Raw genomic sequence first — 23,804 nt, 5'->3', positions numbered from 1 at the left:
AGCTTCATCGCGCCATGTATGAACTGACCAAAGAGTTTCGCTTCGACGCCGCCCATACTCTGGAGCGGACGATCCACGCTGATGGCAGCCGTCGTATTCATGGCCACTCGTATCGGGCGCAAATCACCCTGCGCGGCCGTCCGGACCCGGCGTCGGGGATGATCATCGACACCAGCGTGCTTGAACTGAAGCTTGAGGAAGCGCGCGAGGCGCTAGACCACCGCTTCCTGGACGAAATCAACGACCTTGGGCCCGGTACGATGGAAAACCTCTGCGCCTATATCTGGCGCAAGCTCGAGGACCAGGTGACCATGCTCCACAGCGTGTCTGTGCTGCGCGACAGCACGTCCGATCGCGTTACCTACTTTGGACCCGCGGCCTGATGTCGAGCAGCGCGCTCGTCGTCTTTTCCGGCGGTCAGGACTCGGCGACCTGCCTGGCCTGGGCGCTGCAGCGCCACGACCACGTGGAGACCATCGGCTTCGACTATGGACAGCGCCACAGGGTCGAACTTGACGTTCGTGAGGCCTTCCGCGCCGAACTGAGCGCGCAGTTTCCGCAGTGGTCGCAACGCCTGGGCCCGGACCACATGCTGGCCCTGCCCTCCTTGGCGGCGATCAGCGATACGGCCCTGACCAGCGACCGCGAGATCGCGTTCAACGAGACGGGTCTGCCCAACACCTTCGTCCCGGGTCGCAATCTCCTGTTCCTGACCTATGCCGCCGCGGTCGCCTATCGCCGCGGCCTCAAGCACCTGATCACCGGCGTCTGCGAGACCGACTTCTCCGGCTATCCGGACTGCCGCGACGACACGATGAAGTCGCTGCAGGTGACCTTGAACCTGGGCACCGAAAGCCGGTTTGTCATCGACACGCCGCTGATGTGGATCGACAAAGCCCAGACCTGGGCCCTGGCCAATGACCTGGGCGGCCAACCGCTGGTCGATGCAATCATCGAACACACTCACACCTGCTATCTGGGCGACCGTGAACATCGCCACGCCTGGGGCTACGGCTGCGGAACCTGCCCGGCCTGCGAGTTGCGCGGCAATGGCTACCGCGCCTGGCGCGAAGGCTGAACGTCCGGCTCTGACGCACACCCGTTTTAGGGTTGCCGGACTTGCAGATGCACGCCAACCGGGCAAAGCTGCGCATGGGGGTGGAGCTTGCATAATCAGATGATTCAGTCCGGGAAGGCGGTGTGAGCGGCCTTTCTTCCGGCGGCTCCTTTCAGAGCGATGCGGCCTGGCTAGATCAGGCCAAAGCGCGTGTGCGCGGCGCCCTAACTGCTGCGCGTGCGCCTGGCGATCGTCTCGCCCTGATCCGTGAACTGGCGCGCCTGTCAGGCGGCCGCACCGATTTGGAGAGCGCCGGGATAACGCTTGGCATCGACGAAGAGATGCAGCTTGGCCGCTTTGGACTGGCGCGAGCCAGCGGCGGTGCGGTTAGTCTTGTCGATGGCGTCCTCGATGAGATCGCGCCTGGCCTGGAGGCCGCGCTGCAAATCGATCCCAGACCGCGCACACTCTTCCAAGGCGGCGTGGCTGATGCGCCGCTCCTGCGCTGTACGAGCCACGCCAGCTACCGCAGCATCACCCAGAAGGCGGCGCTCAACGCCTTGCTGACCATGCCTGACGCCGCATCGCTGATGGTGTCCATGCCCACCGGTTCGGGCAAGAGCCTGCTCTTCCAACTGGCCCCTTTGTGGTGGCGTCGGCAAGAGCCGGGCGCTTGCGTCGTCGTGATCGTGCCCACGGTCGCCCTAGCCGAGGATCACGCTCGGACACTCAGCAAGATTGAAGGGCTGCAGGGCAGCCGGGCGCTAACGGGCGCCCTGAGCCGTCAGGAACGACAAGAAGTCATCGACGCATTTCGGCGCGGAGAAACGCCCGTCCTGCTGCTTTCGCCCGAGGCCGCGTTCGGTTCGGCCTGGGAAGGACTTCTCAACGCCGCCGCGCCGTCCGAAGACAAGTTTGGATTGGCGGGCCGACTTGTAGCGGTCTTCATCGATGAAGCGCACATCGTCGAAAGCTGGGGTCGCACTTTCAGGCCAGACTTTCAGCGGCTGCCCGCGCTCGTCGACGCCTTGCGCGTCCGCAATCCCGCGCTTCGCACTGTTCTGTTGTCTGCGACGCTGACGCCCGCGGCCTGCGCGGTTTTGAAGTCTTCTTACGGGCGCGGCGACTGGCTCGAAGTGCATGCGCATACGCCGCGCTACGACTTTGATTTGGCGATGCGTACGTTCGACGATCACGGAACGCGCGATGCGGTCCTGTTGCGCGCGATCGATCACGCACCAAGGCCCGCGATCGTCTACACCACGCGGGTCGATCAAGCGGGCGATCTGTACGACAGCTTGGTCAAGGTGCGCGGCTACGAGCGTGTCGCGCTCTTCACGGGCGCCATCACCGACGCCGAGGAACGGCGGCGGATCGTCGACGACTGGGCTGAACAAAAACTGGATCTCGTCATCGCGACCTCGGCCTTTGGCATGGGCGTGGACAAGGCCGATGTTCGGGCCGTCATTCACGCCTGCCTGCCCGAAACCCCGTCGCGTTGGTACCAAGAGATAGGGCGCGCCGCGCGCGATGGACGCCAAGGCCTGGGCCTGGCCCTATGGACGCGCACGCGCCAGGACGAACGGGATGCTCGTCGTCGTGGCGATACCGATGAGGAAGATGAAACGCGATCCGACGAAGAGTTGGCACGCGCATTGGCGGGAGGCGGATGGCTCTCGCGACCCAAGGCCGAAGCCAGGTGGATCGCCTTGCGTAACAGCTGCGCACCCACGTGGGACGCCGACGACCGACGTCGCCTGAGGCTGTCGCTGGATGCGGCCCGCGAGGGACTTGGTCGCTACACCGGCGAGCAAAATCGCGGCTGGAATCGCAGCCTCCTGAACCTGCTGCAGCGCGCCGGGGTGATCGAGATCGAGGCGGCCCCGCCGGCTGATGGATCCGACATCGCCCAAGGCGCCGAGACTTGGGAGGCGATCCTCAATGACGACGGCCTTTTGGGCGACGGGGAGGCCTGGGCGGAGGTCTGGGACCGGATCTATCGTGTCCGTGACGCGGAACAGGGGCAAGCCACACTGGAACTGGACCGCTTCCGCCGTCTCTTGGCGCGCGATGTCTCCGGCTGCCTTCTGCGTGAAACCTACGGACTGATCGAACCCAGAAGTGAAGCGCCCGACTGCGGCCGGTGCCCCGACTGCCGCGCCCGCGGCCAAGCGCCGCCCACGCTTCTCCATCCGTCGGGGCTGCAAGCCTCTTGGCCGATCCTCTCTTCTGTCGGCCGCTCGCCGCTGGGCGGCGGGCTGGTGCTGGTGGCGCCGCAAGCCGATGGTTCGGCCGAGGGCCTGGTGCGCAGGTTGGTGAAAGCCGGCGTCGAGCAATTCATCGTCGGCCGACAACAGGCCCTCGCCATCGCCGAAATGCTGGCGGCCTCGACCGCTCGCCTGGGCCTTGTTCAAGACGCCGAGGACTGGATGGCGCACGAACGGATCTTGCCAGACGTGCCGACAGCCGTATTGCCCGCCGACAGCGTCGATGTCTGGCGCTGGCTGCGCGCCGCCCAACGCCTGGCCGCGCAACGTCCCAACCAGACCTTGGCCTTCGTTGTGGATCCCGAGCGGCGGATTGACGGACGCGCCTTGCATCAATTCGCCTCCCAGCAAGCGCCCATCGAAGAAGAAGCGCTCGATGAGTTGGCCAAGTCCGTCGCTGGAGTTTTCGCATGAGCCTGCTGACCGACACCCAGGGCACGCCGGAACGCGTTTGGTCCTCGATCAGCGCGGTTGCGGCGGTCGGGCGCCCCGTGCCGCGTGACGAACTGTGGAGCCTTCTGAGCCCAAAGTTCTTTCGCAATGGCGGTGAGAACGACGCCGGCGACGGATCGGCGGCTAAGCAGGCGGTCGGGGCGAGCGTCAGCCTGGGTTTGCTGGAACTCGACAGCACCGATTACCGACTGAGCCAGGCCCTGCCGGACGATTACCAAGACTTCTCCGATCGCGTTCACGACCGCCTCTGCACGATCGGGCCGGACGATCCGGACTACCTGGTCGTGGAAGCGCTCGCCTGGATGATCCTCAAGGTCGATCAGGCCCAGTCGCTTGAATGGACCGGACAGGGCCCAGACAGAACCGCCAGCATGATCGAAGCCGACATCGGCAATCCGGCAGGTGGGGATCTTCGCTACAACCGCACCAAGATCACGGCCTGGCGGCGCTGGACCCAGTTTTTGGACCTGGCCATCGAACTGCCGGGAGGTTTTGGCTTCTATCCATGCATGACCGGCCGCGTGCGCCGCGAGTTGGCGCGATCGGCGTTGGCCAGAGACGTCGAATTGCCGGCGAGCGAGGTCCTGGCCGAATTGGCCCGTCGCATGCCCTATCTGGACGGTGGCTCCCTTCAGGCACCGGTCATTGCGCGCATGGGTTTTACGCCTGATCGCCGTGATGTTTCGCGCCTGCTGTCGATGGCGTTGCGGGATCTGGCCGATGACGAACTCATCGAACTTCGTGTCCGCGGCGACGCCTCCGGCATTGTCCGGCTCGCCGCCGACGACAGGCCCCAGACCAGCGTCCAGCATATCGTTCTGAAGGGAGGCGCGCTGTGAGCCTGTTGTCGACGCCCTGCTGGACGAGCGAGGATGCGCGCGCGATCCTGCGGACTGAGGCGCTGGCCGGCGCCGACGAGATCTTCCTGGCGACCCACACGCCGGTCAACGGCTTCGACGTCGAAGGCTCGCACGCCACCGACGTTGAAGCGCCGACTGAAAGCGGCCTGCTCGCAGCTCTGGCCAATCCGCACCGCCAACACGCGCTGTGCGTCATTCAGGGCGAGCCAGGCTCTGGCAAGTCGCACATCATTCGCTGGCTCGACGTCAACTGGCCCGAACCTAGTGACCTGCGCCTGCTGATCCAGCGGGCCAATGGCAGCCTGGATGGTACCTTGCGTCAGCTTCAGCGCAAGATCCCCGCTCAGTTCCAGCATCTGTTCGACGGCCTCAAGCAGCAGCAGGCCGCTGGCCTTGTGGGCCGCTCGATGCAGTTCCTGACCTCCTTGGCCGTGTCGCTGCGTCCGGATTATTTCGACTCCGCGCCCGAAGACGTGGAGTGGTGCCGCAAGTATGAGCCGGAGAAGCTGATCCTCAACGCGCAGGTCCGTGAGAACTGGAAGGGTCCTCGCCGGGTGCTCGAGATCATGAGTGGCGGAGACGCTCGAAACTCGGAATCGGCGAGCTTCAATCTCGAGGACGTTTTCGATCTCGTCGACTATTGCCCCGACGCCAAGGACTCGGAGAAATCCGCCACCCTGGCGCGACGGCTCATGGGCGAGGCCGTTCACATTCGCGAGGCCTTGGCCGAAGGTCGCTCGTGGGTGGAGATCAGCAACGACACCTTGGTCCTGCCCGAGAGCCTCAAGCTCGTCGAGGCCCTCAACGCGCGCCGCAACCACGCTGTCCAGCACGTCATCGGCGTCTCGGCAGACGCGTTGAAGCGTCTTTTCGAGGAACTGCGGACGGCTCTCAAAAGGGAGGGGCGGCGGCTCGTCTTGCTCCTGGAGGATGTGACGACTTGGCAAGGCGTCGACGACAGCTTGATCGACGTCCTGGTCACGAACGCGGAGACGCGGCCAGAAGATGACCTGTGCCCCTTGATTTCGGTCATTGGCGTTACGCCCGACTATTACGAGCGCGACCTGAAGGGCAATTACCAACAACGCATCACGATCGATATTCGGTTGGGCAAGTCGGACGGGCGTTTTGAGGAGATCGGCACCCTGAGGGATTCAGAAAGGCGAGCCGCTTTCGTTTCGCGCTATCTGGCGGCCTCTCGGGCAGGTTCGGCGCGGCTGAAGCTTTGGCGCGAAGACGTCCGCACGCAGCACAGCCTGCCGCCACCCAACGTCTGTGAGACCTGCCCGCGCAGCGAGCCTTGCATCGCCACCTTCGGTGAGGTGGATGGGGTTGGCTTGTTTCCTTTCACCCGCCAGGCGGTGGACGGCTTCTTCGCGGCGCTGAAATCGGACGCGCGGGGGCAAACCTTCAAAACCCCGCGCGGCCTGTTGCAGGGCGTCCTGAGCCCCACGCTTCTGAGCACCGAGGTGTTCGCCGAAGGCCGCTACCCAGGTCCCCAAATCGAGCGCACCTACATCCAGAAGGTGGCGCTGGCGCCGCTGCTGGAAAGCCGCTTGACGAACCGCGTCGAGGACGAGACCCAGCGCGGTCGTCTTCGCCGACTGTTCGCCTACTGGGGTGATAATCGCCCTGGCCTTTCCGAAGACGATGACGGGCAGATCCGCTACGCCGGCTTGCGTCGCAGCGTGGTCGAGGCCTTCGACCTTCCCTGGATCGCCGACGATCTTCGAATGCCCGCGCCCGATGTGCGTGCGCTCGAAACGTCCATCGCGCCGGCTGACGGGCCAGACGATGAGGGTCAGCCAAGCGCAGAAGCTACCCCTGCGGCGGAAGCATCGACAGCGCCTCCGGCAACGGCGACAAAACCCACGACGACCAAGGCCGAAACCGCCGTTCGACCGCCAACCCAACGTCCGCCCGCGCCAGCCGTCAAATCGGCCGGCCGCAAAGAGCTGGAAAGGCTGCTGGCCGAAGTCGAGAACTTGCAGGGCGATGAGGCTCTGCCCAGCGCCGCGAAATGGAACTCGCTCGTTCACGAGGTGATGCAGACGATCGATATCCGGCGACTGCAGATCGATCGCTGGACGTTCGACAAGGTGTTCACGCCCGAAAGCGTCAAGATCGCCGGGGCCGGCAAGATCGACCCGCGCCATATGGAAGTCCCGCGCAAGGACTGGTTGGCCCAGGGCCTGAAAGCCTATGCGACCTTGAAGACGGAGGGCGCCGAACTCAGTCTCGAAGAGATCGAGCACGCAAGGCGGCGTCTTGCGGTGCTGGTGCGGCAACTGGAACGTCTGGCCGCCGACCATCTGGACCGCCGCCTGCCTACGCTGGCCTCCGGCAAGGGATGGCGTCCGGTCCGGGCCGCGGTTCAGGTACTGCTGGCGCGGGCTTGGCTGAGGGGCGCGGTATCGCCTGACGCGCCGCTGTCGGAGCAATGGCGGGTGCTGCTCAGCGACGAGGGCGAGGCCGAGGCCGCGCCGATGATGCGCACCCTGCCCTGGCAGGAGGTGTTGACCGCAACGGGCCGGCGCCATGCGGACCTGCGCGCCATGCTGATCGACATGGTCAGCCTGCCTCAGGGGCGCGCCCGCAGCTTCGGCCTGGCGGACCTATCGGTCGCCGCCGCGGCGATGATCGACTTAGCTCAGAGCCTGCGGGTCGATGGATTGCCGCCCGAGGCCGACGCCAAGCCGCCCGTCAGCGAACTGCCGGTCCTGCGCGAGGTTGCGCTCAAAGTCGCCGCGGCGCTCCCGCGTGTCACGGCGCTAGAGCGCGGTTTGCTGGGTGAACGGAGCAAAACCCTTCTTCCGCTCCTTCGCGACAACAGCGTGGCTGAGCACCTTGGCCGGGTCGATCGGGTGGTTCGTGCTGTGGCCGTTGCCTTGCCGACCCGATCGCCCGCCGAGGTGCGTGACTGGGTGGAGTCCTACGGCAAGCTGCGTCGTTTGCTCGAGGATCGGACCGCCCTGACGCGACTGCAAACGATGATGATCGAGGCTGTCGAAGACGATCCGCCGCGGACGCCCGCCCAACAGTTGGCCTGGCTGATCGCCGCGCCGGCAGCGGATCTGAGAACGGTGCTGGATCAGGTTCAGAAAGGCGAAAACACCGTCAAGGAACTGGCTCCGCACGTACACGACCTGGTCCATGCCGCCTCCGGCGGAGTGGATTTGGCCAGCCTGCACGCACGTGGCGAAGCCCTGAAGGCGGCCTCGGCGGCGGCCAAAACCGTTCTCATGCCCGCGAGCGCTCAATGACCGACGCCCTGATCCAGTTGGAAGCGGAAATCGAACTTATTCCCACGGCGTTGCAAGCGCGCGCCTTGGGGTCGATCCTTGGCAAGGTCAGCGAAAAGACCAGCGACTGTGTTCGCCAAGGCCAGCGTTGCGTAGCCCTTATTGACCTTGCCAACCTCCTTGGCGGGCTGTCGGAAGCCGGCGTGAAAAGCGCCGCCGAAAACGCTGTCACGCAATCCCTTGAGATCGGCGAACTGCTCGCCACGGCCAAGACCGCCGATGACCTTGGTGCGATCGACGAGGATTACGGCCAGCTGCCGACGGCGCTACGGGATCTGGACCAGCAGGTTCGCTTCCTGTGGAACATCAGATCAAAAAGCGACTACGCCTCGCTTATTCCCGTCGGTCATCTTGTGGGTCGCATCGCCGGGGCCGAGGCGCTGGGCGCCAGCTTGGTGGAAACGGGTCAGAGGGCCGAAGCGCTCGCGGCCCGAACCCAGCCGGCCGAGACCCTCGCGCCCGAAATCGCCAAGCTAAAGGCCGATCGGGGCAAGGCGCTGGAAGAGATGGCGGCGTTCACCGCCAGCCCCGAGGTTGATCGCTTCCTGGAAGCGGTCACCAAGGGGGCAGCGACCCTTGAAATGGTGACGCCGACCGTCGCGGCCTGGCTGAAAAAGCACGAGGCGCTCGGCGCGTTCAAGGTCACCGGCTAGGCTTCGCAAACGAACCTTGCCAGCAGGCTCCGGCTTGTCGAGGCCTGGGCCAAGCCCTCCGACATCAGGTCGCTGGGTTGGTGCACACACGCATGGCACCCGTCGACGCAAAGCCGCCCATGAAGCCTGTAGAGCTGATCCGCCAGCCGGTTTTCAGGGCTGAGGCTGTCATCAAGGGCTGCGTCTTCGACTTGAGCGTAGGCGGCAAGGAGGCGCGCAGCCACAGGGCTCTTGCCGGCCGTGGCCTGATCGACGCAGGCGCTGATCAGCTCCCATGCCGAAGGCTCGCGTTTGAGCTTGGACTGAAGCGCCGCTTCCACAGCTCGCAATTCGATCGCCAGGTCATAGAGGTCGAAACGCTCGATCCCGATTTGCTCTTTGCCATAGAGCACGCGCAGGACGGCCGGCGGCGCGGCCGCGCCTGGCGGCAAATCCAACGCCTCGACCAGCGTGCGCAAGGTCGAAGGATTGTCAGGATCCAAGGCCCGCCATTGGCCATGATGGTCCCCGGCTTCGAACAATCGCGCCAGCGCCGCGTCCTCAAGAGCGTTGGGGCAATCGGTAATGAACCCGTCGCGCCAATGGGCTTTGGATTGATCAAATTGCTCGGCGTAAGCGCGCGTGGTTCCGTCACCGTATGACCCCGCTTCGCAAAGGGTGATCACCGCTTCCTCGATCGCCTCGAACTGCAATGGAAGGCGCGTATGCACGATCACCTGCCGCTCGTCGCCGCGAGCGGTCTGGACAAAGGACTCCTTCAAACGCATGGCCAGCGCATGAACCACTGACGTCCAAAGGTAACGCCGCAAGGTTGCGGGGTTCGACAAGCTGTCCAAGGCCGCCTGCAGGATCGGCTTCAAAGCTGGCGCTCCGAAGATTTCGGCCACGCGCATGACGCGCGCGATGCTCAGCATCGGATGATGCGACAGGTACGCCGCGCGCGTGTCTTCAAACAGCGTGGCGACGTCGGTCCTGTCCCAGAACCGGAGAACCGACTTCAGACGGGTGCGCAGCGCTGTATCGGCGATCGCCGTGGCCAAGAGTTCGGCCGCCCGGCGCGCCTCAAAGCCATTGACCCCCGCGGCGATGGCGCCGGCTTCGAGGACATAGCGGAAGAGTTGCCCCTCGTGCCAGGCGCGCTCGCCATCGGCGGTTTCAAGCCGCTTGGCCTCCCGGTCGACGAAACGGGTCAGTCGCTCGGTGTCGATGACAAACCGAACACCTTCGGTCTGGACGTGAAAACCGTGCAGAAGCGGTCGCTCATCGCCCGGACCGGTAAAGATCTGGGTGAAGGTCTCCGAACTGGCCGGCGGTCCGTTGAGCGGCGCTTCGGCATCCGCGCCCCAAAATACCCGGGCCATGCCAAGACCGGTGGTCTTGCCCCCCACGCCGTCGCCTTGGAAAAGATCAACGCGCGAAACCCACGGCTCCAATCCAGTGATGGGCAGAGAGCGAGCCAGATCATCGGCGGGTTTGAGGACCGGAAAGCCGCGTAAGAAGCCGCGACTGTCGTGCCGGATCTGGCGGGCCTGATCGGAAGGGTCGCCTACCTTAGCGACGGTAGCGCTCGTACCCGAACCGGCCTCCCAGTCCGACTGCCAGCCAGCGCCATACATACGGCCCAGAACCTCCAGGGTCAGTTGGCCGGGGCGGAAATAGGTGTCATGCAGGTCGGCAAGCAGAGGGCGGGCCTCGTCGGGCAACTGAGCAAGCCAGGCCTGGGCGCCCTCCCCCACCGCGTGTCTGCGCCCATGCTCGTAGTCTTCCGCAGCCAGCCAGGGACCGCGGCCATCGACCGGCGGACGCCAGTAGACATTGACGCCGTCGTAGCGACGCGTGGCGTTGCCCGGCGCCGCCGTGGCCAGGGCCAGAGAGATGTCCTCGTCGGCGTCCTTTGCCCCCGCCGACCTGACGGTCAGGTGCGGAAGGTTGATGCTTTCAAAAAGCGTTCCCGGGATCCAGGTCAGTAGCGCGCGCGCCTTGGGCGTCGAAGTCAGCGCTTCATCCTTGGAACGCGCCTTCAAGGCTTTGCGCCAGAAGACCGCCAGCCCCTCCTGGGCGAACGGCTCCCACGCGTTGGGGCCAAAAAGGGTCTCGACGAAGATCTGCGCCTCGTTCCAGGCGTCTTGATCCGGCGCCTCCAGATCGACGGGCCGGCCACGGCGCTCTCGTCGCGCAAAGGCGTCCAACACCGCCGCCAGCACCTGCCCACGACGAACGAAGAAGTTGTCGGGATTGAGCGGGCTGTCGAAACCCGCCGGCGAGATCATCTCGTGAGGCTTGCGGAACCACCAGGTGTCGCGGCTCGAATAGAGCGACAGCGTGACGCCCGTGATCGGCCGATCATCGACCCCGCGCCCGCCTCTACCCTTGCGCTGGATGAAGCTGGCCAAGTCGCGCGGCGCGTAGTGTTGGTAGACCAGATTAATGTCGGGATCATCGTAACCGACCTCCAGGGACGAGGTCGCAAAGACGATGTCCGAGCGCTTGATCATGCCCTCAACACGGCCGGACGTGCCCGAGAACACCGGCTGTTCGGCCACCGTGAGCGGCGCGCCTGGACGACGGCGCCCCGTCGCGCCCGTCTGGGCGCTGTCTTGCGCGGCGAACCACCAGCACTCGCCCTCCTGGAAGACATCGCAGCCATGGGGCTGCCCACAGCAGCCTTGGCGCGCCTGCCCTGTCAGGGGATCGTCAGGATAGTCCCGTGTCCGCAGCTTCGCGAGTTTTTTATAGGTCTCAGCGTCGGCATAGGCAGCGTGCAGACGGCGGACCTTGTCGATTGAATCCAGGAAAACCAGGCTGCGGAACCCGCCTTGCGACCCCGTGCGCCGCCGCATGCCGTGGGCCAGACACATCAGGCTCTGAATGGTCGTCGACGCGCCGGCGATGTCCTTGCCGCGGGACTCCACCTCGGGCTGGACGAAGTAGAAGTATTCCCGCCCTCGTGGATTGACGGTCTTTTCGCCGTCGAGGGGCGTGATCAGTTGGGCCGGATGGCCAACCAGGCGTTCCCAGGCCTTTGCCGGATCGCCGAGCGTGGCGCTCATACCGATAGCCAGGAGTGGAAGAGCGCTCTTGGCGTTGACGGCGGCCCGCGCCACCAGGCGTCGCAGCGCGTAACCGACCTGCGCCCCGTGAACATGGGAATAAAGGTGGATCTCATCGGCGAGCACCGCGCGCGGCGGCGCGAACCCGTCATCGTCCCCAAACAAGCGCCCGTAGTCGACGTTGTGCATCCACTGATGCAGCGAGTCCGTTGTCGGCAGGAACAATGCGGGCGGGTTGTCGCGAAGCGCCTGCTTTGAGCCCACCCAACCCGAGAACGTCCAGGCGCAATGGGTGCAGGAAAGCTTGTCGGCGCCGTCTACCCCCTGCCCGTGAGACAGGAGGAGTTCCTGTTCGCAGGTGGGGCAGGCAAAGAAGGGGAAGGTGTAGGTGCGATCGCTCACTTGGCGCCAGCCGGCGTCCTCATCCCATTTTTGCAGTTGCCCGAAGGTCCGAGGCACGGCCCCGACCTGCAGACCCACCGTCACGGTCGGCATGCCCGGCTCGCGGGCGAAATCGGACAGATAGCCCGCCAAGCGCTGGGCCTGGTTGGTCGCCAGGCGAATGCGCGGATAGGCCAAGATGGCGCGGACCCCGCGTACACCCTCCAGGCGGTCGGCGGCGGCGCCGGCGATCAATGGGAAGATCGCCGCCTCGGTCTTGCCCGACCCGGTATCGGCGGCGATGACGTAGGCGTTCGCTGCCCGACCCGCCCAGGCTTGGCTGATCGCGATCAGGCTGCGGGCTTGAAAACCCGCGACCGCGGCTTTCTCTCCCCAACGCCGCTGCAACATGTCCCGCAGCGCAAAGAGCGCCTGCTGATGAGCTTTGGGCAGGCCTTCGGCGGCGCGCTCGACCGTATCGCCGACCACATCGCGCCGCTCGGGCTTGTCGCGATCGCGCAACTCTATCTTCAGGCTGCGGACCAGATAGGGCCGAGTGTCGGCGTCGTCGGGCTTGAAGCGTTGCTTCACATAGCGAAGCTCGCGCGCCATCTCGCTCATGCGGCTTCGAACACGGCCTTCATCGGCCAACATCAGCCAGCCTTGCGCGGCCAGACGACCAACCGCGCCAGCGACCACTTCCCGATCCAGACCGCCCTGATCGGCCAAGGTGGCGATCGATGTCCAAGCTTCGAAGACGCCAAAATTGATCGTCGTGGCCTCGAGGGTCTCAAGGGCGTTGAGGACAACGAAGTCTTGATCGGACAACGCCGGCGGCGGCTCAGGCGGTTCGCTCTCGTCTGGGACTTCGGTCTCGACCCAATCGACCGTCATGGCGCTATTGGCGGTCGCAAAGACGATCAGCCCTTCGGCCTTGAGCACATCCAGTGTCGGCTTAAGGACGTCCACACCTTTGCCGTTCATCCAGGCAAAGCGCTGACGCACCTTGTCATAGAAAGGCGGCGCGCGGCCGGAGCGCGTTTGGCTGATGACGCCCTCGAGCCTGGCCCGGACGGTCTCAATATCGACCGCGAAGACCTGACGACGCGGATCGACGATGCGGGCCTGCCAGAAACTACCGTATCGCGTGGATTCGGTGAGATTGATCCAGCCCAAGGCGTGAAGCCGGGCAAGATCGGGCAAGAGGTCGCGCTGCGTCGCCAGCTTGGCTTGCAGGTCCTTGATCTTGGCCGCCCCGTTCGCAGACTGCGTGACGCAGACACGCACCGCCGCCAGGAGTCGTGCTTGATCCTGTGTGAGGTCTTCATCGGCGGCCGTCGGCCCCGGCGCGACCTGGGGGCTGTCGTCGAACAGCGGCGGTGCGTCGAACCCGCGTAGCAGGATCTGGACGCCGACCTGACCGCCGCCGCCGTTCTGAAGGTTGCAGGAGCGTCGAGGCTTGGCGCTGAAGACGAACTCGCGAAGGAGTTCGGCCTTGTCCATGGCGTCCTGATCGCCCGGCGCGGCGTCCAACAGCCGACGACTGATCAGGATGATCAGCTTGGTTCTGGCGCGCGTGATGGCCACGTTCAGCCGTTCGGGCGCGAAGATGAAGTCAGCTTCGGCCACCGCAAATTCTGCGTCGGCCACGCAATAGGACATGATGACCGCGTCGCGCTCCTTGCCTTGGATACGATCGACGGTTTCCACGAACGCGCCTTTGGCCAAACTGTTTGGCAGGGCTGAGCGGATGGCGTTGTTCTGCGCCCGGTGCGGACTGACGACCGCCAATCCGTCTTTCCAGAACTCCGGCGCCAGCGTGCCACCCGTTTTGGCGCCGACCATCCGCTCGGCCAGCTTCTGCGCCAAATTCGCGGCCAAACCGGCTTCGAATTCGTTCTGGCTGGCCGCTGGCGGTCCCTCGTGCAGCAGAACGGCCACGGGCCAGTCAGGGTCCAGGAGGTCGGCTTCCCACGGATCAAGCCCGTCACGCCAAGTGTCGATCAGGGCCAGACGCGCATCGCGCACCTCGTCGACCGAGCGATAATTGTCCTTGTAGAAAACGCGCTCGGGAAACTCGGCCAACGGGCCGTTGAGCCTGAAGGTCTCGTCCAGAGGAAACTCCGGAACCTGACCAGACTTCAGGAAGCTGTAGAGCGATCCGCCCAGGTCGCGAGTGTCGACCCGGATGTCGCGGGCCGAGCGGATGGGCGGCAATTGCTGGTCATCGCCGGCGACGACCACCCGTCCGCTGGCCTTCAAACCCGCCAGGGCCATCAACCCGTGGCTGACCACCATCTGCGAGGCTTCGTCGATGCACACCAGGTCAAAGAGGTCCGCCGTAAAACCGTCGCCTCCTGCCGCCTTGCGGGCGGTCAGGCGCGCAAGCGACCAGATCGAACCGCCCATGACCACATAGGGCGCCTGCAGGTCGGCCAGAGCCGCATCCGCCTCCGAGGCGCTAAGACGCTCACGATGTTCAACCAGGCCCGAGAGGCCCGCTGGGGGTCCCGCGCCAATGTAGCGGACGTCACAAAGACCCGGGGCGTACTCGGACGCACGTTTGGCCACGGCGTCCAGCAAGTTGCCTATGGCGTTGCGGGTGAAGGCGCTGACAAAGATCCGAGTCGACAGGCCCGCCGCCGCGCGCGCCTGGATATAGCCGACCACGAGCCAGGCCAGTAAATGGGTCTTGCCGGTGCCCGGGGGCCCGAGCACAAGGCCCGCCCGTGTCGTCGCCAAGCCCTGCCAGGCCGCGATCTGAGCCGGTCGCAGCGGGTAGTCGTCCTTAGCTTTCAGTTGGGGGCTTACGAACGTTTCCAGCGCCGCGCGCCAAACCTCCGGATCGGCCGCGCCTGACGCGAAAGCCTTGGGATCGCGCAGAAACCTGACGAGTTGACCGGGGCCGCTCATGGTTGGGCGCTCGCCAGATTGGTCAGGAACTGCGCGGCGCGCACGCTGTTGATGTCGCCGAACGCCTGATCGATGAACCACCCGTTCGAGGCGGTGCGGCGCAGCAGGGCGTCAAATTCCGGCGCCCTGTAAATCGCCGGCTCCATGCGTACGGACACCCGATCGGGTCGATCCTGATAATCGGCTGACGGCGCCAGGATCGAGCAACTGACCGACCGCCAGTTTCCAAGATTTAGGCGCAGATCCGGATCATTGTCGGTTAGGATGAGGTTGAAGGATCCAGGGCCAAGGTCGCTTGCGCGGCTCGCCTCGGGCACGCTGAAAGTCAGGATCGCCGAGCGGCCGTAGACCGCGTGGTTGATCAGCGTCAGACCCGCCATGCAGCGCCCGGTATCACGTCTGCGTTCGGCGGGCTGGGCCAGGCCTACCAGCGCTTCCAAGAGACCCGCGCGGTTTTCGAGCAACTCACACGCCACCAGGATATCGAGATCGACGGCGTTGAGCGGGTCGAAGCTGGCGTGGAAGCGGAAGGGCTTCTTGGCCAGTCGCAGCAACGGTGCGCCCTTGGCCGTCGACGCCTGATTTTGCATGTAGAGCCAAGCGATGACGCCTTGCAGCGCGTCCAGACGCGCGGCCACGTCAGCCTCGACGGCGCTGACGGGTTTGGCGTCGAGCTTTTGCTCGCGGATGGGCCGGATGACGTCGATCGACAAGAGTGACGAAAACTGTCGTTGGAAACCGGACGCGGGCTGATAGGCGGGGCCGCCGCCGACGCCCTCGAGAGCGCGACTGACCTGCCGCAAGTCATAGGCCACCATGGCCGGCAGAGCGTAGAGTTGCTCCACAACGCTGCGGACGGCGGTGGCCGGAAGATGATGGACGCCCTTGAACTCAGGCTCGGGCACGACCTCGTCGGGCGGGAACAAGCGCACCAGGTGCAGCAAGCCGCCGCGGATCTGGGCGTTGTCCAGGTGCCGGCCAAGGGCGTTTTGCAGGGCCGTGGCTTCGGTCGGCTCGTAGAAGAAAATGTGGGCGAAGACCCCCTGCCCAGCTGGCGCACTGGCGTTGGCCTGGTCGATCGCGGTGAGGTCGTCGATCAGGGCGGCCAGGACGGTAATCATCGCCAAGGCTTCGTCCTCGGCCTCACCGCTCTTTGGGATTTCGATCTTCTGGCTGACGACCTTGCCGCCCTCGACCCGCCGATACCCTATGGCGGCGATGCGGTCGTCGACGGGGTCGTGGTCGACCGACAGCAAAAGGATGACGTCGGCCCGCGGCGGCATCAGGAACGTGTGCTCGTCGACGGTGCGGATGATCTGGTTGGTCGCCAGAGCTTGAGCGCGCGCCTTCAGCGTTTCGGCGCGACGTCCTAGCGACCAGCCAATCCCCGGCTGCTTGGCCAGTCCCGCAGCCTTGGAAAGATCGGCGACCGATCGCACGTCCAAGCGAAGCAAGGACCGCTTGGCCTCATGCGTCAGCCCCGCCACGGCCGAGACATCCCGCTTCTCCGGCGGCAGTTGCGGGTCGATGCTGCGAGCGCAGTGATCGATGAACTCACACTGCTCGCATTTGAAATAGAGGTGAAAGAAGGTCTCGTCGAAGGTGGGCAGCACCTTCTTCCTGGCGATGCCGGGCAGGATGTTGCGGCAAAAGTCGTCAACCATCCGAAGATAGGGCGCCAGGGCAAAACGCTCGACCTGGTGGTCCTCGCCCGTGGCGACGCCGTGATCGGGGATGCGCCAGATCTCTCCATGGTCATCTAGGCGGGCTTGCGCCGACAAACCCATCTCTCGCAACAGTTCTTCCAGCACCCGCACGTAAAAGGCCACTTGCGTCTTGTGGAACGCGGTCGCGCGTCGCGTGGCCTTGACGTCGATGATGGTGAAGACGCGATCGCCATGCCCTGCCGGCGCGGCGAAGCGGATCAGGTCGGGCAGATTGCGCTTCAACGCCAGATCCGTGCCCTCAAGGAATTTGGGCTGAGACCGCGGCGTGAGATTGGCTTGAGCGGCGTAGGGTTTGCTCTGCTGGCCTTGCAGGAAAGAGGCGGTCAGGCGCTCGTCCAGCGGACGCTTGGGCGAGGCTGGCAGGAGTACGCCATCGGTGCGATCGAGCTTGCCGACGACCCGCGCTTCGAACTCGTTTCCCAGGACCGCCCAGGTGTTTTCCTTGACGATCTTTACGACCGGCACGGCGTCCAGTTCAGCGTCGGTGAACAGCTCGTAGCGGGTCTTGCGCTCACAGCGGTACTGGAACCAGGACTTGATCGTCGATCCGCTGAAAGTTCTCGCCATGCTCGACGCCCACGGCGCGAATCGCGCACCTGTAAGTTGTTACAGCGCCATCAGGACCTTACAGCGCCGCTTGTGCAAGGCGGTCCGTACCGTTGCGCCAAAGCCGCGAGCGCCATACTTGCCTCCAGAGGCGAACAACGGCATATTTTCCCCATGAAGTTCAACTCCGACCAAGCGCTAGCAGCAGGCCGTCGGCTCTATGAAGAGCACGGTAACGACTGGTCGCAAGTGCGACGAGCTGGCCGCGAACTGCCCGACGGCGTCATTGATCTGACGCAGCCTAAATCCAGCGACCAGACCAAGTCCGCCAACGGGCGCGCGCGCCGCGCTTGACGTTCAGCTACAACCTCGTTCTGGCGCTGTTTCTCCTCGCGCCCGGATTCGCGGCTTACACCGGCCTTTTCTTCACCAGCCAAAAAGATGGGCGTCTTCACCCTGCGCCGCCGGCGCCGGGCTCGATCGTCACCCTGGCCCTCGTCACGCTGGCCACCCTGCTGCTGCACGCCGCATGGGCGCTGGCGCTGTGCCTCCAAGCCGTGTGGGTCAAGGCCGGATGGTGGCGCCTGACGGTCGACTACGACCCCAATATCTATGTCGATCTGCTCGCGGCAGGGAAACCGGGTTTCACGCTCAACGGTTGGGGCATCTTTTCCTTTCTCGCCAGCCTGGTCGTGCTGTGCGTCGGCGGTTTCCTGGTCACCTTGGCCCTGATGTCCAATGCGGCCGTCGAAAAGCGCTTGTCGGGTTTGCTCTATGGCTGGGCAGCTGACCTCGTCGGCCAGATGCGCGAGAAAGATCCCAAGTATGTTCGCGTCGCGACGGCCTTCGTGCTGACGACCATCGAGCATGAGGGCGCGATGTTCGGCTATGAGGGCATGCTGCAGAACATGGCGCTCAACCCGGACAAGGAGATCATCTCGATCTCGCTGAAGGATGTCACAGCCTTCTACGTCGACATGAAGCCGGGCGAGTTCAAGCGCACGGTGCTGACCAAGACCGAAGGCATTCCGAACATCTATCTCGAAAAGAGCCAGATCCAGAACGTCGCCTTCAGCGTCTATAGAACCTTCAAACCCGATCCCAACGTCGTGGTCCCCGCCGCTGATGTCACCTGACCGCGCGGCCCAGATCAGGCCGCCTTCGCTCTCGGGCTTGGCGAAACAGGCACGCGGTCAGTTGCTGGAACGCAAGCCCAATCCGGTCTCCACCTATCGGGCGCTCGTCCAGGACGCCAAGGCCAGTGTCGTCGGCCCAAGCGCCATCGAGTTTCAACGCAGGTTCAACGGCTTTTACGGCGTGCGCCGCAACGCCGATTGGCGCGGCCAATTTTACGACCTGTTCGAAGCGGCAAGAACCTCCGAGCAAACCCACCAGGTTTTGTTCGAGACGGTGCTGCTGGACCTCTATGCGAAGACAGGCCGGGTTGAAGCCTCGTTCGTCAGCAAACTGGTGGCGACGCTTCGGCCTGAAGCGCCGATCATCGACAGCATCGTCTCCAAGTTCATGGCCAAACGTTTGCCAAAACCGGTGTTAAGGCGAGCTCCAGACAGCGCCGCTGCGTACTACAAGGCGCTCGACGAGATCCTGCGGCGGATGCAGGCCACAGCGGAGGCCCGGTCCTGGTCGCAATGGTTCGATCAGACCTTCCCCACGCCGACCGGCGGCCTCGCCATCGGCCCGATGAAGAAGCTGGACTTCCTGATCTGGGCTGGATCGACCAACGCCCCTAGTCCCAAAGGTTCATCTGGAGCGAAGTGAACTCATCACGAACTCGTCGTCCGCGACATCGGCTAGCTGAACCGCCTCGACACCCGGATCCAGGACCAGGCCGCGCGCGACCTCGTCGCCAAGGCGCGTCAACTCATAGACCACGGTCTTGTCGAACATCTTGGTTTCGACGTAGCCGTTCTGGGCGAGCCATTGCCCCTGAGTTTGGACGAAGTCACGGGTCTGGCGCACGCCGACCTGGGTCAGAAGACTTGTCAGCAGGCCAAGATTGCTGGCGCCCGCGCCCCAGCGCAGCATCCTGAGCATCCAGGCGCGCGTGGCTTTGACATTCGCCTCCGAGGCGGTCTGGAGAAGGTCAGCCGCCGCCAGGCTTGTCGGATCGATCGGCTTGGTCAGGGCGTCCTCCGTTTTTCAGTTCGCGAACGGCGTGCGCCGTTTGGCCGATGGAACCGCGAGCCCGTTCAGCACCAAGGCAGAAACGCGGGCCAGCAAAGCCGATAGACGGGCGGCCGCCCCGGCCGCTCCTTCAGTCCAGAATGATCTTCTTGCCGACCTTCGTTCCCAGATGATCGAGCAGCTTATTGATGCTCAGTATGACGAAATGTTCGGAGTGGGCGACCGCCTCCAGAAAATCACTGATTTCGTTGATCGGAGTCACCGTCGTCGACAGATGCCGCACAGTGATTTCTTCAGCGCCTTCTTTCACGGCCAATGTCAACTGGATCAGGTCGGAGTGATCGGTGTGAGCCGCGACCCTATTGCGCAGCTCTATCAAACGCTCGTGCACCGCCTTGCCTTGGTCGCTTCCAGCATAGACCTGCTTTGCGTCGAGCTTGGAGATCTGCGCTCCAGACGCGGCGTAGCACCGACAGTAGGCCATGACGCCCGCCACGAAGAAGGCTTGCTGGTCGAAAAAGTCGGCCAACTCGCCAGTCTTCACGCCGGCATGGTCGCGCACGCGCTCGAAATTATGACGCGCATTGACGATATGCATGAGCAGGTGGGTCCACTGCGTGAGCCGCTCGTAGCCGGGGGGGCTTAACGTGAACCCCTCGCGCATCACGGTTTCCATGTGTTCGCGGTAGTCGTCGTCACTGATGGACATCACGCATACTCCATATGAACGGGACCTCGATCTTGGGCGCGCAACTGACCCGGCGACGGGTCTGTCCTGCGAGACGTGACATTCGGCTACGGGGGCCTAACCGGTAGGCCCGCTATCGAGCAGGTCGACCTTCACACGGCGAAGGTCAAACACCGCCAAATCCTGCTTTCTGGAAATTCCCGCGCCGTCCAGCCAGGTGGTCTGCGCTGGCGCAGCGCCAGGGTCCATGCCGACCGGCAGGCCGATAATCATTGCAGGCTCCTCCAGATCCCGCGCTCTGTCCTGCGCGCGGCGTAGGAGGTCAAAGTCAGCTCTTGTCCGCATGGGCCTTAGCCCAAACGGCGTGGCGAGCGCGGCGATGTAGTCGCCTTGATGGGGCTTAGCCTCCGGCCCTCTCGGCCGGGGCAGCCAAGAGGCTTGATAGGTTTGAGATCCCGATTGGGCTCCCGCAAGGTCGGCTACGTCCTGCGGCCCATCGGACGGCACTGGCCGCCGCTGCGCAACAAACCTGTCCAGCCGCGCGACTTCCGTCAGCCTCGCAATTAACGGGAGGTCATTATCGGGCAACTCAGGCCAGTCCTGGCTGGGCGGGACCGGGCCGGGTTCGGCGTTGACGACGATCGCCATGCGGCTTCGGTCTGGGGCCAATAGTTCGTCGGCGTCACGCCAGCCAAGACCCGGTGCGATACTGTCAAGCCACGCGCGAGTCATGGCCTCCCGGTGCCGAGCCGCCTCGTCTTCGCTGAACGGGCGGTGGTCTTGCGGTGGATCCCAGAGCAGCGTCGCGGGAGTGCCACCACGGTGATCGGTAACCCACCGGGTCGCCGCTACCCAGCGCGCCGGATACAGCTTGCCGCTCGCGCCGGTGGTTTCAACGCGGTCGAACTGAGCCTTTCCTTCCTTTACGCACTTGGGGACGCCAGGGGCCAGAAAGTCGCGCGACGTCAGACTGCCTTTGGCTTCGCACAGGACATGACGCGACGCGCGATCATCCCAAGCGATCCAATCAGGGATGTCGCCCTTGCTGATCCGCGTCACCGCGACCGAGCCCGGAATGACCACGCCGTTGCGCTTGAGCGAAACGAAGCGGTTGATACCCAGATGCGCCGACAACAGCGCCCGCGCGACAAACCGCCCATAGAGGCCAGAATAGGCTCGCCGCAGTTCAGCGCTCTGGGCCAGGTCCTCAGCCCAGCGAAACCAGTAGGGGTCATCCACGCTCAGATGCGATCGAAAGAGCTTGAGCCACGCTGAGGCTAGAGGCGAGCCTTGAAGGGTTTCTTCGGCGGCCGCGCGGGCCAGCCACCACATGCTGATCGCCGCGGGTCCCAACGTATCGTTACCGGTCGCGTCGTAGACCCTGTGCATCGTCCAACGGTACGACGTCATCGTGCCCCGATCGTAATCTATCGCAGGCACGTGCGCGCCCGGACATACGCATAAGCTTCACCTTAGCGTCGGCCCTCTTTCGTTGCTGTGGCATTAACGCTGCGCCAGTGGCGATTGTCGGCCGTGGCCCGCGGCAGGCCGGTCTTTGAAGCGCGTGAGGGGTTTGACCAATCGATGACGACCGGAGCGGTCGCTAGCGCCAACAAGATTGCTCCTTGGTCTCAAACCTCGCCCCTAGCGCGCCGGCCGCGCACGAAAACACGGTCCGTGGCCATGAACCGCGCCAGCATCGGCCCGATCAGCCTGGCGGGCTCCACCGCTTTTCCGCCATTCTGAGCCGCATGGGCCTGGGCGTAGGCCAACAGGTCACGATGAATCGCGGCCGGAAGGTCCAGGCTGAGTTTGACGGGCGTCTCGTCTTCAAGCGGTCCCAGCTTCAGCTTGCTCATCGGATCTTGCTCTCCGGATAGGGCTCGAGCACCAGGTCGCGGGTCAACAAGACCCGCAGCGGCGCGCCAGGGCGAATGGTCAGGGTGGGCGTCAAGGACAGACTGCGTCCCACCGCCTGCTGGCCGACGTCGCTGACCGACTGGCTAGCTCCGCGGCGGATCGCGCGTTCCAGATCGCTTCCGTTGCTCGACTGCCCAGCCTCCGCGCCGATGGCCAAAACGGTGCTGAGCGCTGCGGCCGCGAGCACCGCTCCCCCATGCCGGTCGACGCCATCTTGCAGGCCCGCCATGCCTTGCGGATCCGTGGCAGGAAGCTTGTCCAGGACGATGGATCGGCCCGAAGGCAGGATCAGCCGCGTCCAGGCGACGGACATACGGCTCTGCCCAGCTTGGGTCGTGGTCGCGTACTCGCCGATCAGACGCGCGCCGGCCGGAATGAGCAGGTGATGGCCGCCCAGGCTGTCGAAGACGTCCTGAGTGACTTGAGCAATGGCCAAGCCCGCCGCGTCTGATCGAAGTCCCGTGACCAGGGCGGCAGGAATGACGGCGCCGGCCTGAAGCAAATAGGGAGAGACCGGCGCCTGCAATCGCTCGGGGCTGGTCAAACGCTCGTCCGGCACCGGTGCCTGCTGCGTCGTGAGCGCAGGCCCAGCAGCCGTTCCCGATCGCCCCGCCCGGGTCGCGAACAGATCGCTGGCCCGCGCGGCGCTCCTGGCGGCAACGCTTCGGTCGGCCTCCTCTGACGCGACGGGCCGCGCGACATAGCCGGGCGGATTGGCCAGGTTCGGCGTCGCCAAGTCCGCGGGGCCCGATTGCACCTCGCCGAGGCCGCGCGCCCGTTGAGCGCTGAGGATGGGCCGACCAAGATCGCCCGGCAGCGGCGGCCCCAAAACAGGAACTGCCTCCCGCCGCTGCAGATAGTCCTTGGGGAGAGCCGAGATCTGCTCTGGCGGTGGCGCCGCCGGTTGAAAGACGGGCTGGGACACAGCGCGTTCGCGCTCGCGCAATGACCAGCCCAAGGCGGCGCAAACTCCGATCACCATCAGTCCGCCCGCGATGATTAGCGCTTTTCGCGAGACCCGGGTCGCCGCCTTGGGCGCACCGCGCAAGCGAAGGTCCTTGGCGATGGCCTTTTGCTCCTCGTCGATGGTCTCGCTCATCGGACCACCTCCGGCGATGTGGCCAGCCGCTCTATGCGAACGCGCTGTCGCCACCGCTTGAGGCCAAACCGCAGTTCGGCGCGGTCGAACAGCCGGTCGATCACCATGCGGCGTTCGGAAATCCGGTAGTTGACCAACTCGGCGCTCTTGCCGTCCGGACTGACCAGGAACAGGGGCGGCAGATCGCTCAGCACGAGGCTGGGCCCAAACTCCACGAAGGTGCGCACGCCGTCGTCATAGACCCGCACAGGCCGCCACCGCGCATTGCCCGTAACGCGATAGGCAAAGCTGAGACTGGCTGAAGCGGGTTCAGCAACAGGCGGAACCGACGGCGCCGGCACGGCGATGACAGGTGCGCCGATCATGGCCGGCGCGGCTTCCGATGACGCGGGATAACGCCAGGCGACTTGAGACAGGAAGGCTCGATCAGAAGCGCGCATCTGCAGGTGATAGGTGCGACGGGTCGTGTTGATGATCAGATTGGTCGACAGGTCGCCTTGGACAGGTTTGACCAGGACATGGACCCGGCGGTTGGCGCCCTCCCCGCTCGTGGTGTCGCCGATCACCCAGCGCGCGGTGTCGCCCGCCGCGATCGGATTGGAGTCCACCAGGGTCTCTCCGGCCTCGAGCGTGATGTCGGTGATCCGTCCCGGCGAAGCGACCAGTTCATAGACCGCCCGATCCACGAAAAGGTATTCCGTCGCGGCCACGACCTGTGGCTGGCGAGGCGGCCTTGCTCTGGA

General features: G+C 64.7%; 16 protein-coding genes. 8 read left to right on the top strand and 8 right to left on the bottom strand.

The window, feature by feature from the left end:
• Positions 1–14: 14 nt before the first annotated feature.
• From J2X41_RS16635 to J2X41_RS16610, 6 genes are all read left to right on the top strand, one after another.
• A complete protein-coding gene (locus tag J2X41_RS16635; protein WP_310083198.1) occupies positions 15–383 on the top strand; it encodes a 6-carboxytetrahydropterin synthase in 369 nt (122 codons plus the stop codon).
• Positions 383–1,078 carry a 7-cyano-7-deazaguanine synthase QueC gene (queC, locus tag J2X41_RS16630; RefSeq protein ID WP_310083196.1) on the top strand — a complete coding sequence of 232 codons (696 nt, stop codon included), beginning with the start codon at positions 383–385 and terminating at the stop codon, positions 1,076–1,078. The genes J2X41_RS16635 and queC overlap by 1 nt, the downstream gene beginning before the upstream one ends.
• 122 nt (positions 1,079–1,200) lie before the next feature.
• Positions 1,201–3,738, top strand: a complete 2,538-nt coding sequence (locus J2X41_RS16625) for a helicase-related protein (protein WP_310083193.1) — start codon at positions 1,201–1,203, stop codon at positions 3,736–3,738.
• Positions 3,735–4,616, top strand: a complete 882-nt coding sequence (locus J2X41_RS16620; RefSeq protein ID WP_310083191.1) for a hypothetical protein — start codon at positions 3,735–3,737, stop codon at positions 4,614–4,616. The genes J2X41_RS16625 and J2X41_RS16620 overlap by 4 nt, the downstream gene beginning before the upstream one ends.
• Positions 4,613–7,900 carry a hypothetical protein gene (locus tag J2X41_RS16615; protein WP_310083189.1) on the top strand — a complete coding sequence of 1,096 codons (3,288 nt, stop codon included), beginning with the start codon at positions 4,613–4,615 and terminating at the stop codon, positions 7,898–7,900. The genes J2X41_RS16620 and J2X41_RS16615 overlap by 4 nt, the downstream gene beginning before the upstream one ends.
• The gene (locus tag J2X41_RS16610; RefSeq protein WP_310083187.1) at positions 7,897–8,592 is read left to right on the top strand and encodes a hypothetical protein; all 696 of its coding nucleotides are present in this window, start codon (positions 7,897–7,899) and stop codon (positions 8,590–8,592) included. The genes J2X41_RS16615 and J2X41_RS16610 overlap by 4 nt, the downstream gene beginning before the upstream one ends.
• Here J2X41_RS16610 and J2X41_RS16605 read toward each other — a convergent pair.
• A complete protein-coding gene (locus J2X41_RS16605; RefSeq protein WP_310083185.1) occupies positions 8,589–14,936 on the bottom strand; it encodes an AAA domain-containing protein in 6,348 nt (2,115 codons plus the stop codon). The two genes, J2X41_RS16610 and J2X41_RS16605, sit on opposite strands and share 4 nt — an antisense overlap.
• Positions 14,933–17,230, bottom strand: a complete 2,298-nt coding sequence (locus J2X41_RS16600; protein ID WP_310083183.1) for a hypothetical protein — start codon at positions 17,228–17,230, stop codon at positions 14,933–14,935. The genes J2X41_RS16605 and J2X41_RS16600 overlap by 4 nt, the downstream gene beginning before the upstream one ends.
• 329 nt (positions 17,231–17,559) lie before the next feature.
• Here J2X41_RS16600 and J2X41_RS16595 point away from each other — a divergent pair, with 329 nt between their 5' ends.
• Together J2X41_RS16595 and J2X41_RS16590 are read left to right on the top strand one after the other, a co-directional pair.
• Positions 17,560–18,345 (top strand): hypothetical protein, encoded by a 786-nt coding sequence (locus J2X41_RS16595; protein ID WP_310083182.1) that lies wholly within the window; start codon positions 17,560–17,562, stop codon positions 18,343–18,345.
• A 61-nt stretch (positions 18,346–18,406) separates the two neighbouring features.
• On the top strand, positions 18,407–18,988 hold the full coding sequence (locus J2X41_RS16590; protein WP_310083180.1) for a hypothetical protein: 582 nt from the start codon (positions 18,407–18,409) through the stop codon (positions 18,986–18,988).
• Here J2X41_RS16590 and J2X41_RS16585 read toward each other — a convergent pair.
• The 6 genes from J2X41_RS16585 to trbG form a co-directional block, all read right to left on the bottom strand.
• Complete coding sequence (locus J2X41_RS16585; protein WP_310083178.1) at positions 18,971–19,255, bottom strand: hypothetical protein; 285 nt, start codon at positions 19,253–19,255, stop codon at positions 18,971–18,973. The genes J2X41_RS16590 and J2X41_RS16585 overlap by 18 nt on opposite strands.
• Positions 19,256–19,484: 229 nt before the next feature.
• A complete protein-coding gene (locus tag J2X41_RS16580) occupies positions 19,485–20,063 on the bottom strand; it encodes a hypothetical protein (RefSeq protein ID WP_310083176.1) in 579 nt (192 codons plus the stop codon).
• A 96-nt stretch (positions 20,064–20,159) separates the two neighbouring features.
• Positions 20,160–21,452, bottom strand: a complete 1,293-nt coding sequence (locus J2X41_RS16575; protein ID WP_310083174.1) for a hypothetical protein — start codon at positions 21,450–21,452, stop codon at positions 20,160–20,162.
• A 221-nt stretch (positions 21,453–21,673) separates the two neighbouring features.
• Positions 21,674–21,901: a DUF2274 domain-containing protein gene (locus tag J2X41_RS16570; RefSeq protein WP_310083172.1), complete on the bottom strand. Its 228-nt coding sequence runs from the start codon at positions 21,899–21,901 to the stop codon at positions 21,674–21,676.
• Entirely contained in the window at positions 21,898–23,061 is a 1,164-nt protein-coding gene (locus J2X41_RS16565) for a TrbI/VirB10 family protein (RefSeq protein WP_310083170.1), read from the bottom strand. Before J2X41_RS16565 ends, J2X41_RS16570 begins: the two co-directional genes overlap by 4 nt.
• Positions 23,058–23,771, bottom strand: coding sequence for a P-type conjugative transfer protein TrbG (gene trbG / locus J2X41_RS16560; RefSeq protein WP_310083168.1), 714 nt, complete (start codon positions 23,769–23,771; stop codon positions 23,058–23,060). The genes J2X41_RS16565 and trbG overlap by 4 nt, the downstream gene beginning before the upstream one ends.
• Between the last annotated feature and the right edge of the window lie 33 nt (positions 23,772–23,804).

It is taken from the genome of Caulobacter sp. BE254 (assembly GCF_031457295.1).
GTDB lineage: Bacteria > Pseudomonadota > Alphaproteobacteria > Caulobacterales > Caulobacteraceae > Caulobacter.
Note: the sequence above shows the minus strand (reverse complement) of the source record. Positions and strands in the feature narration are given on the sequence as shown.

Bases quoted from the DNA above. Each gene is read 5' to 3' on its own strand.
- J2X41_RS16635 (WP_310083198.1), top strand. From the start codon at position 15: ATGTATGAACTGACCAAAGAGTTTCGCTTCGACGCCGCCCATACTCTG.
- J2X41_RS16600 (WP_310083183.1), bottom strand. From the start codon at position 17,230: ATGGCGAGAACTTTCAGCGGATCGACGATCAAGTCCTGGTTCCAGTAC.
- J2X41_RS16580 (WP_310083176.1), bottom strand. From the start codon at position 20,063: ATGTCCATCAGTGACGACGACTACCGCGAACACATGGAAACCGTGATG.
- queC (WP_310083196.1), top strand. From the start codon at position 383: ATGTCGAGCAGCGCGCTCGTCGTCTTTTCCGGCGGTCAGGACTCGGCG.
- J2X41_RS16585 (WP_310083178.1), bottom strand. From the start codon at position 19,255: ATGCTGCGCTGGGGCGCGGGCGCCAGCAATCTTGGCCTGCTGACAAGT.
- J2X41_RS16605 (WP_310083185.1), bottom strand. From the start codon at position 14,936: ATGAGCGGCCCCGGTCAACTCGTCAGGTTTCTGCGCGATCCCAAGGCT.
- J2X41_RS16620 (WP_310083191.1), top strand. From the start codon at position 3,735: ATGAGCCTGCTGACCGACACCCAGGGCACGCCGGAACGCGTTTGGTCC.
- J2X41_RS16575 (WP_310083174.1), bottom strand. From the start codon at position 21,452: ATGACGTCGTACCGTTGGACGATGCACAGGGTCTACGACGCGACCGGT.
- J2X41_RS16570 (WP_310083172.1), bottom strand. From the start codon at position 21,901: ATGAGCAAGCTGAAGCTGGGACCGCTTGAAGACGAGACGCCCGTCAAA.
- J2X41_RS16565 (WP_310083170.1), bottom strand. From the start codon at position 23,061: ATGAGCGAGACCATCGACGAGGAGCAAAAGGCCATCGCCAAGGACCTT.
- J2X41_RS16610 (WP_310083187.1), top strand. From the start codon at position 7,897: ATGACCGACGCCCTGATCCAGTTGGAAGCGGAAATCGAACTTATTCCC.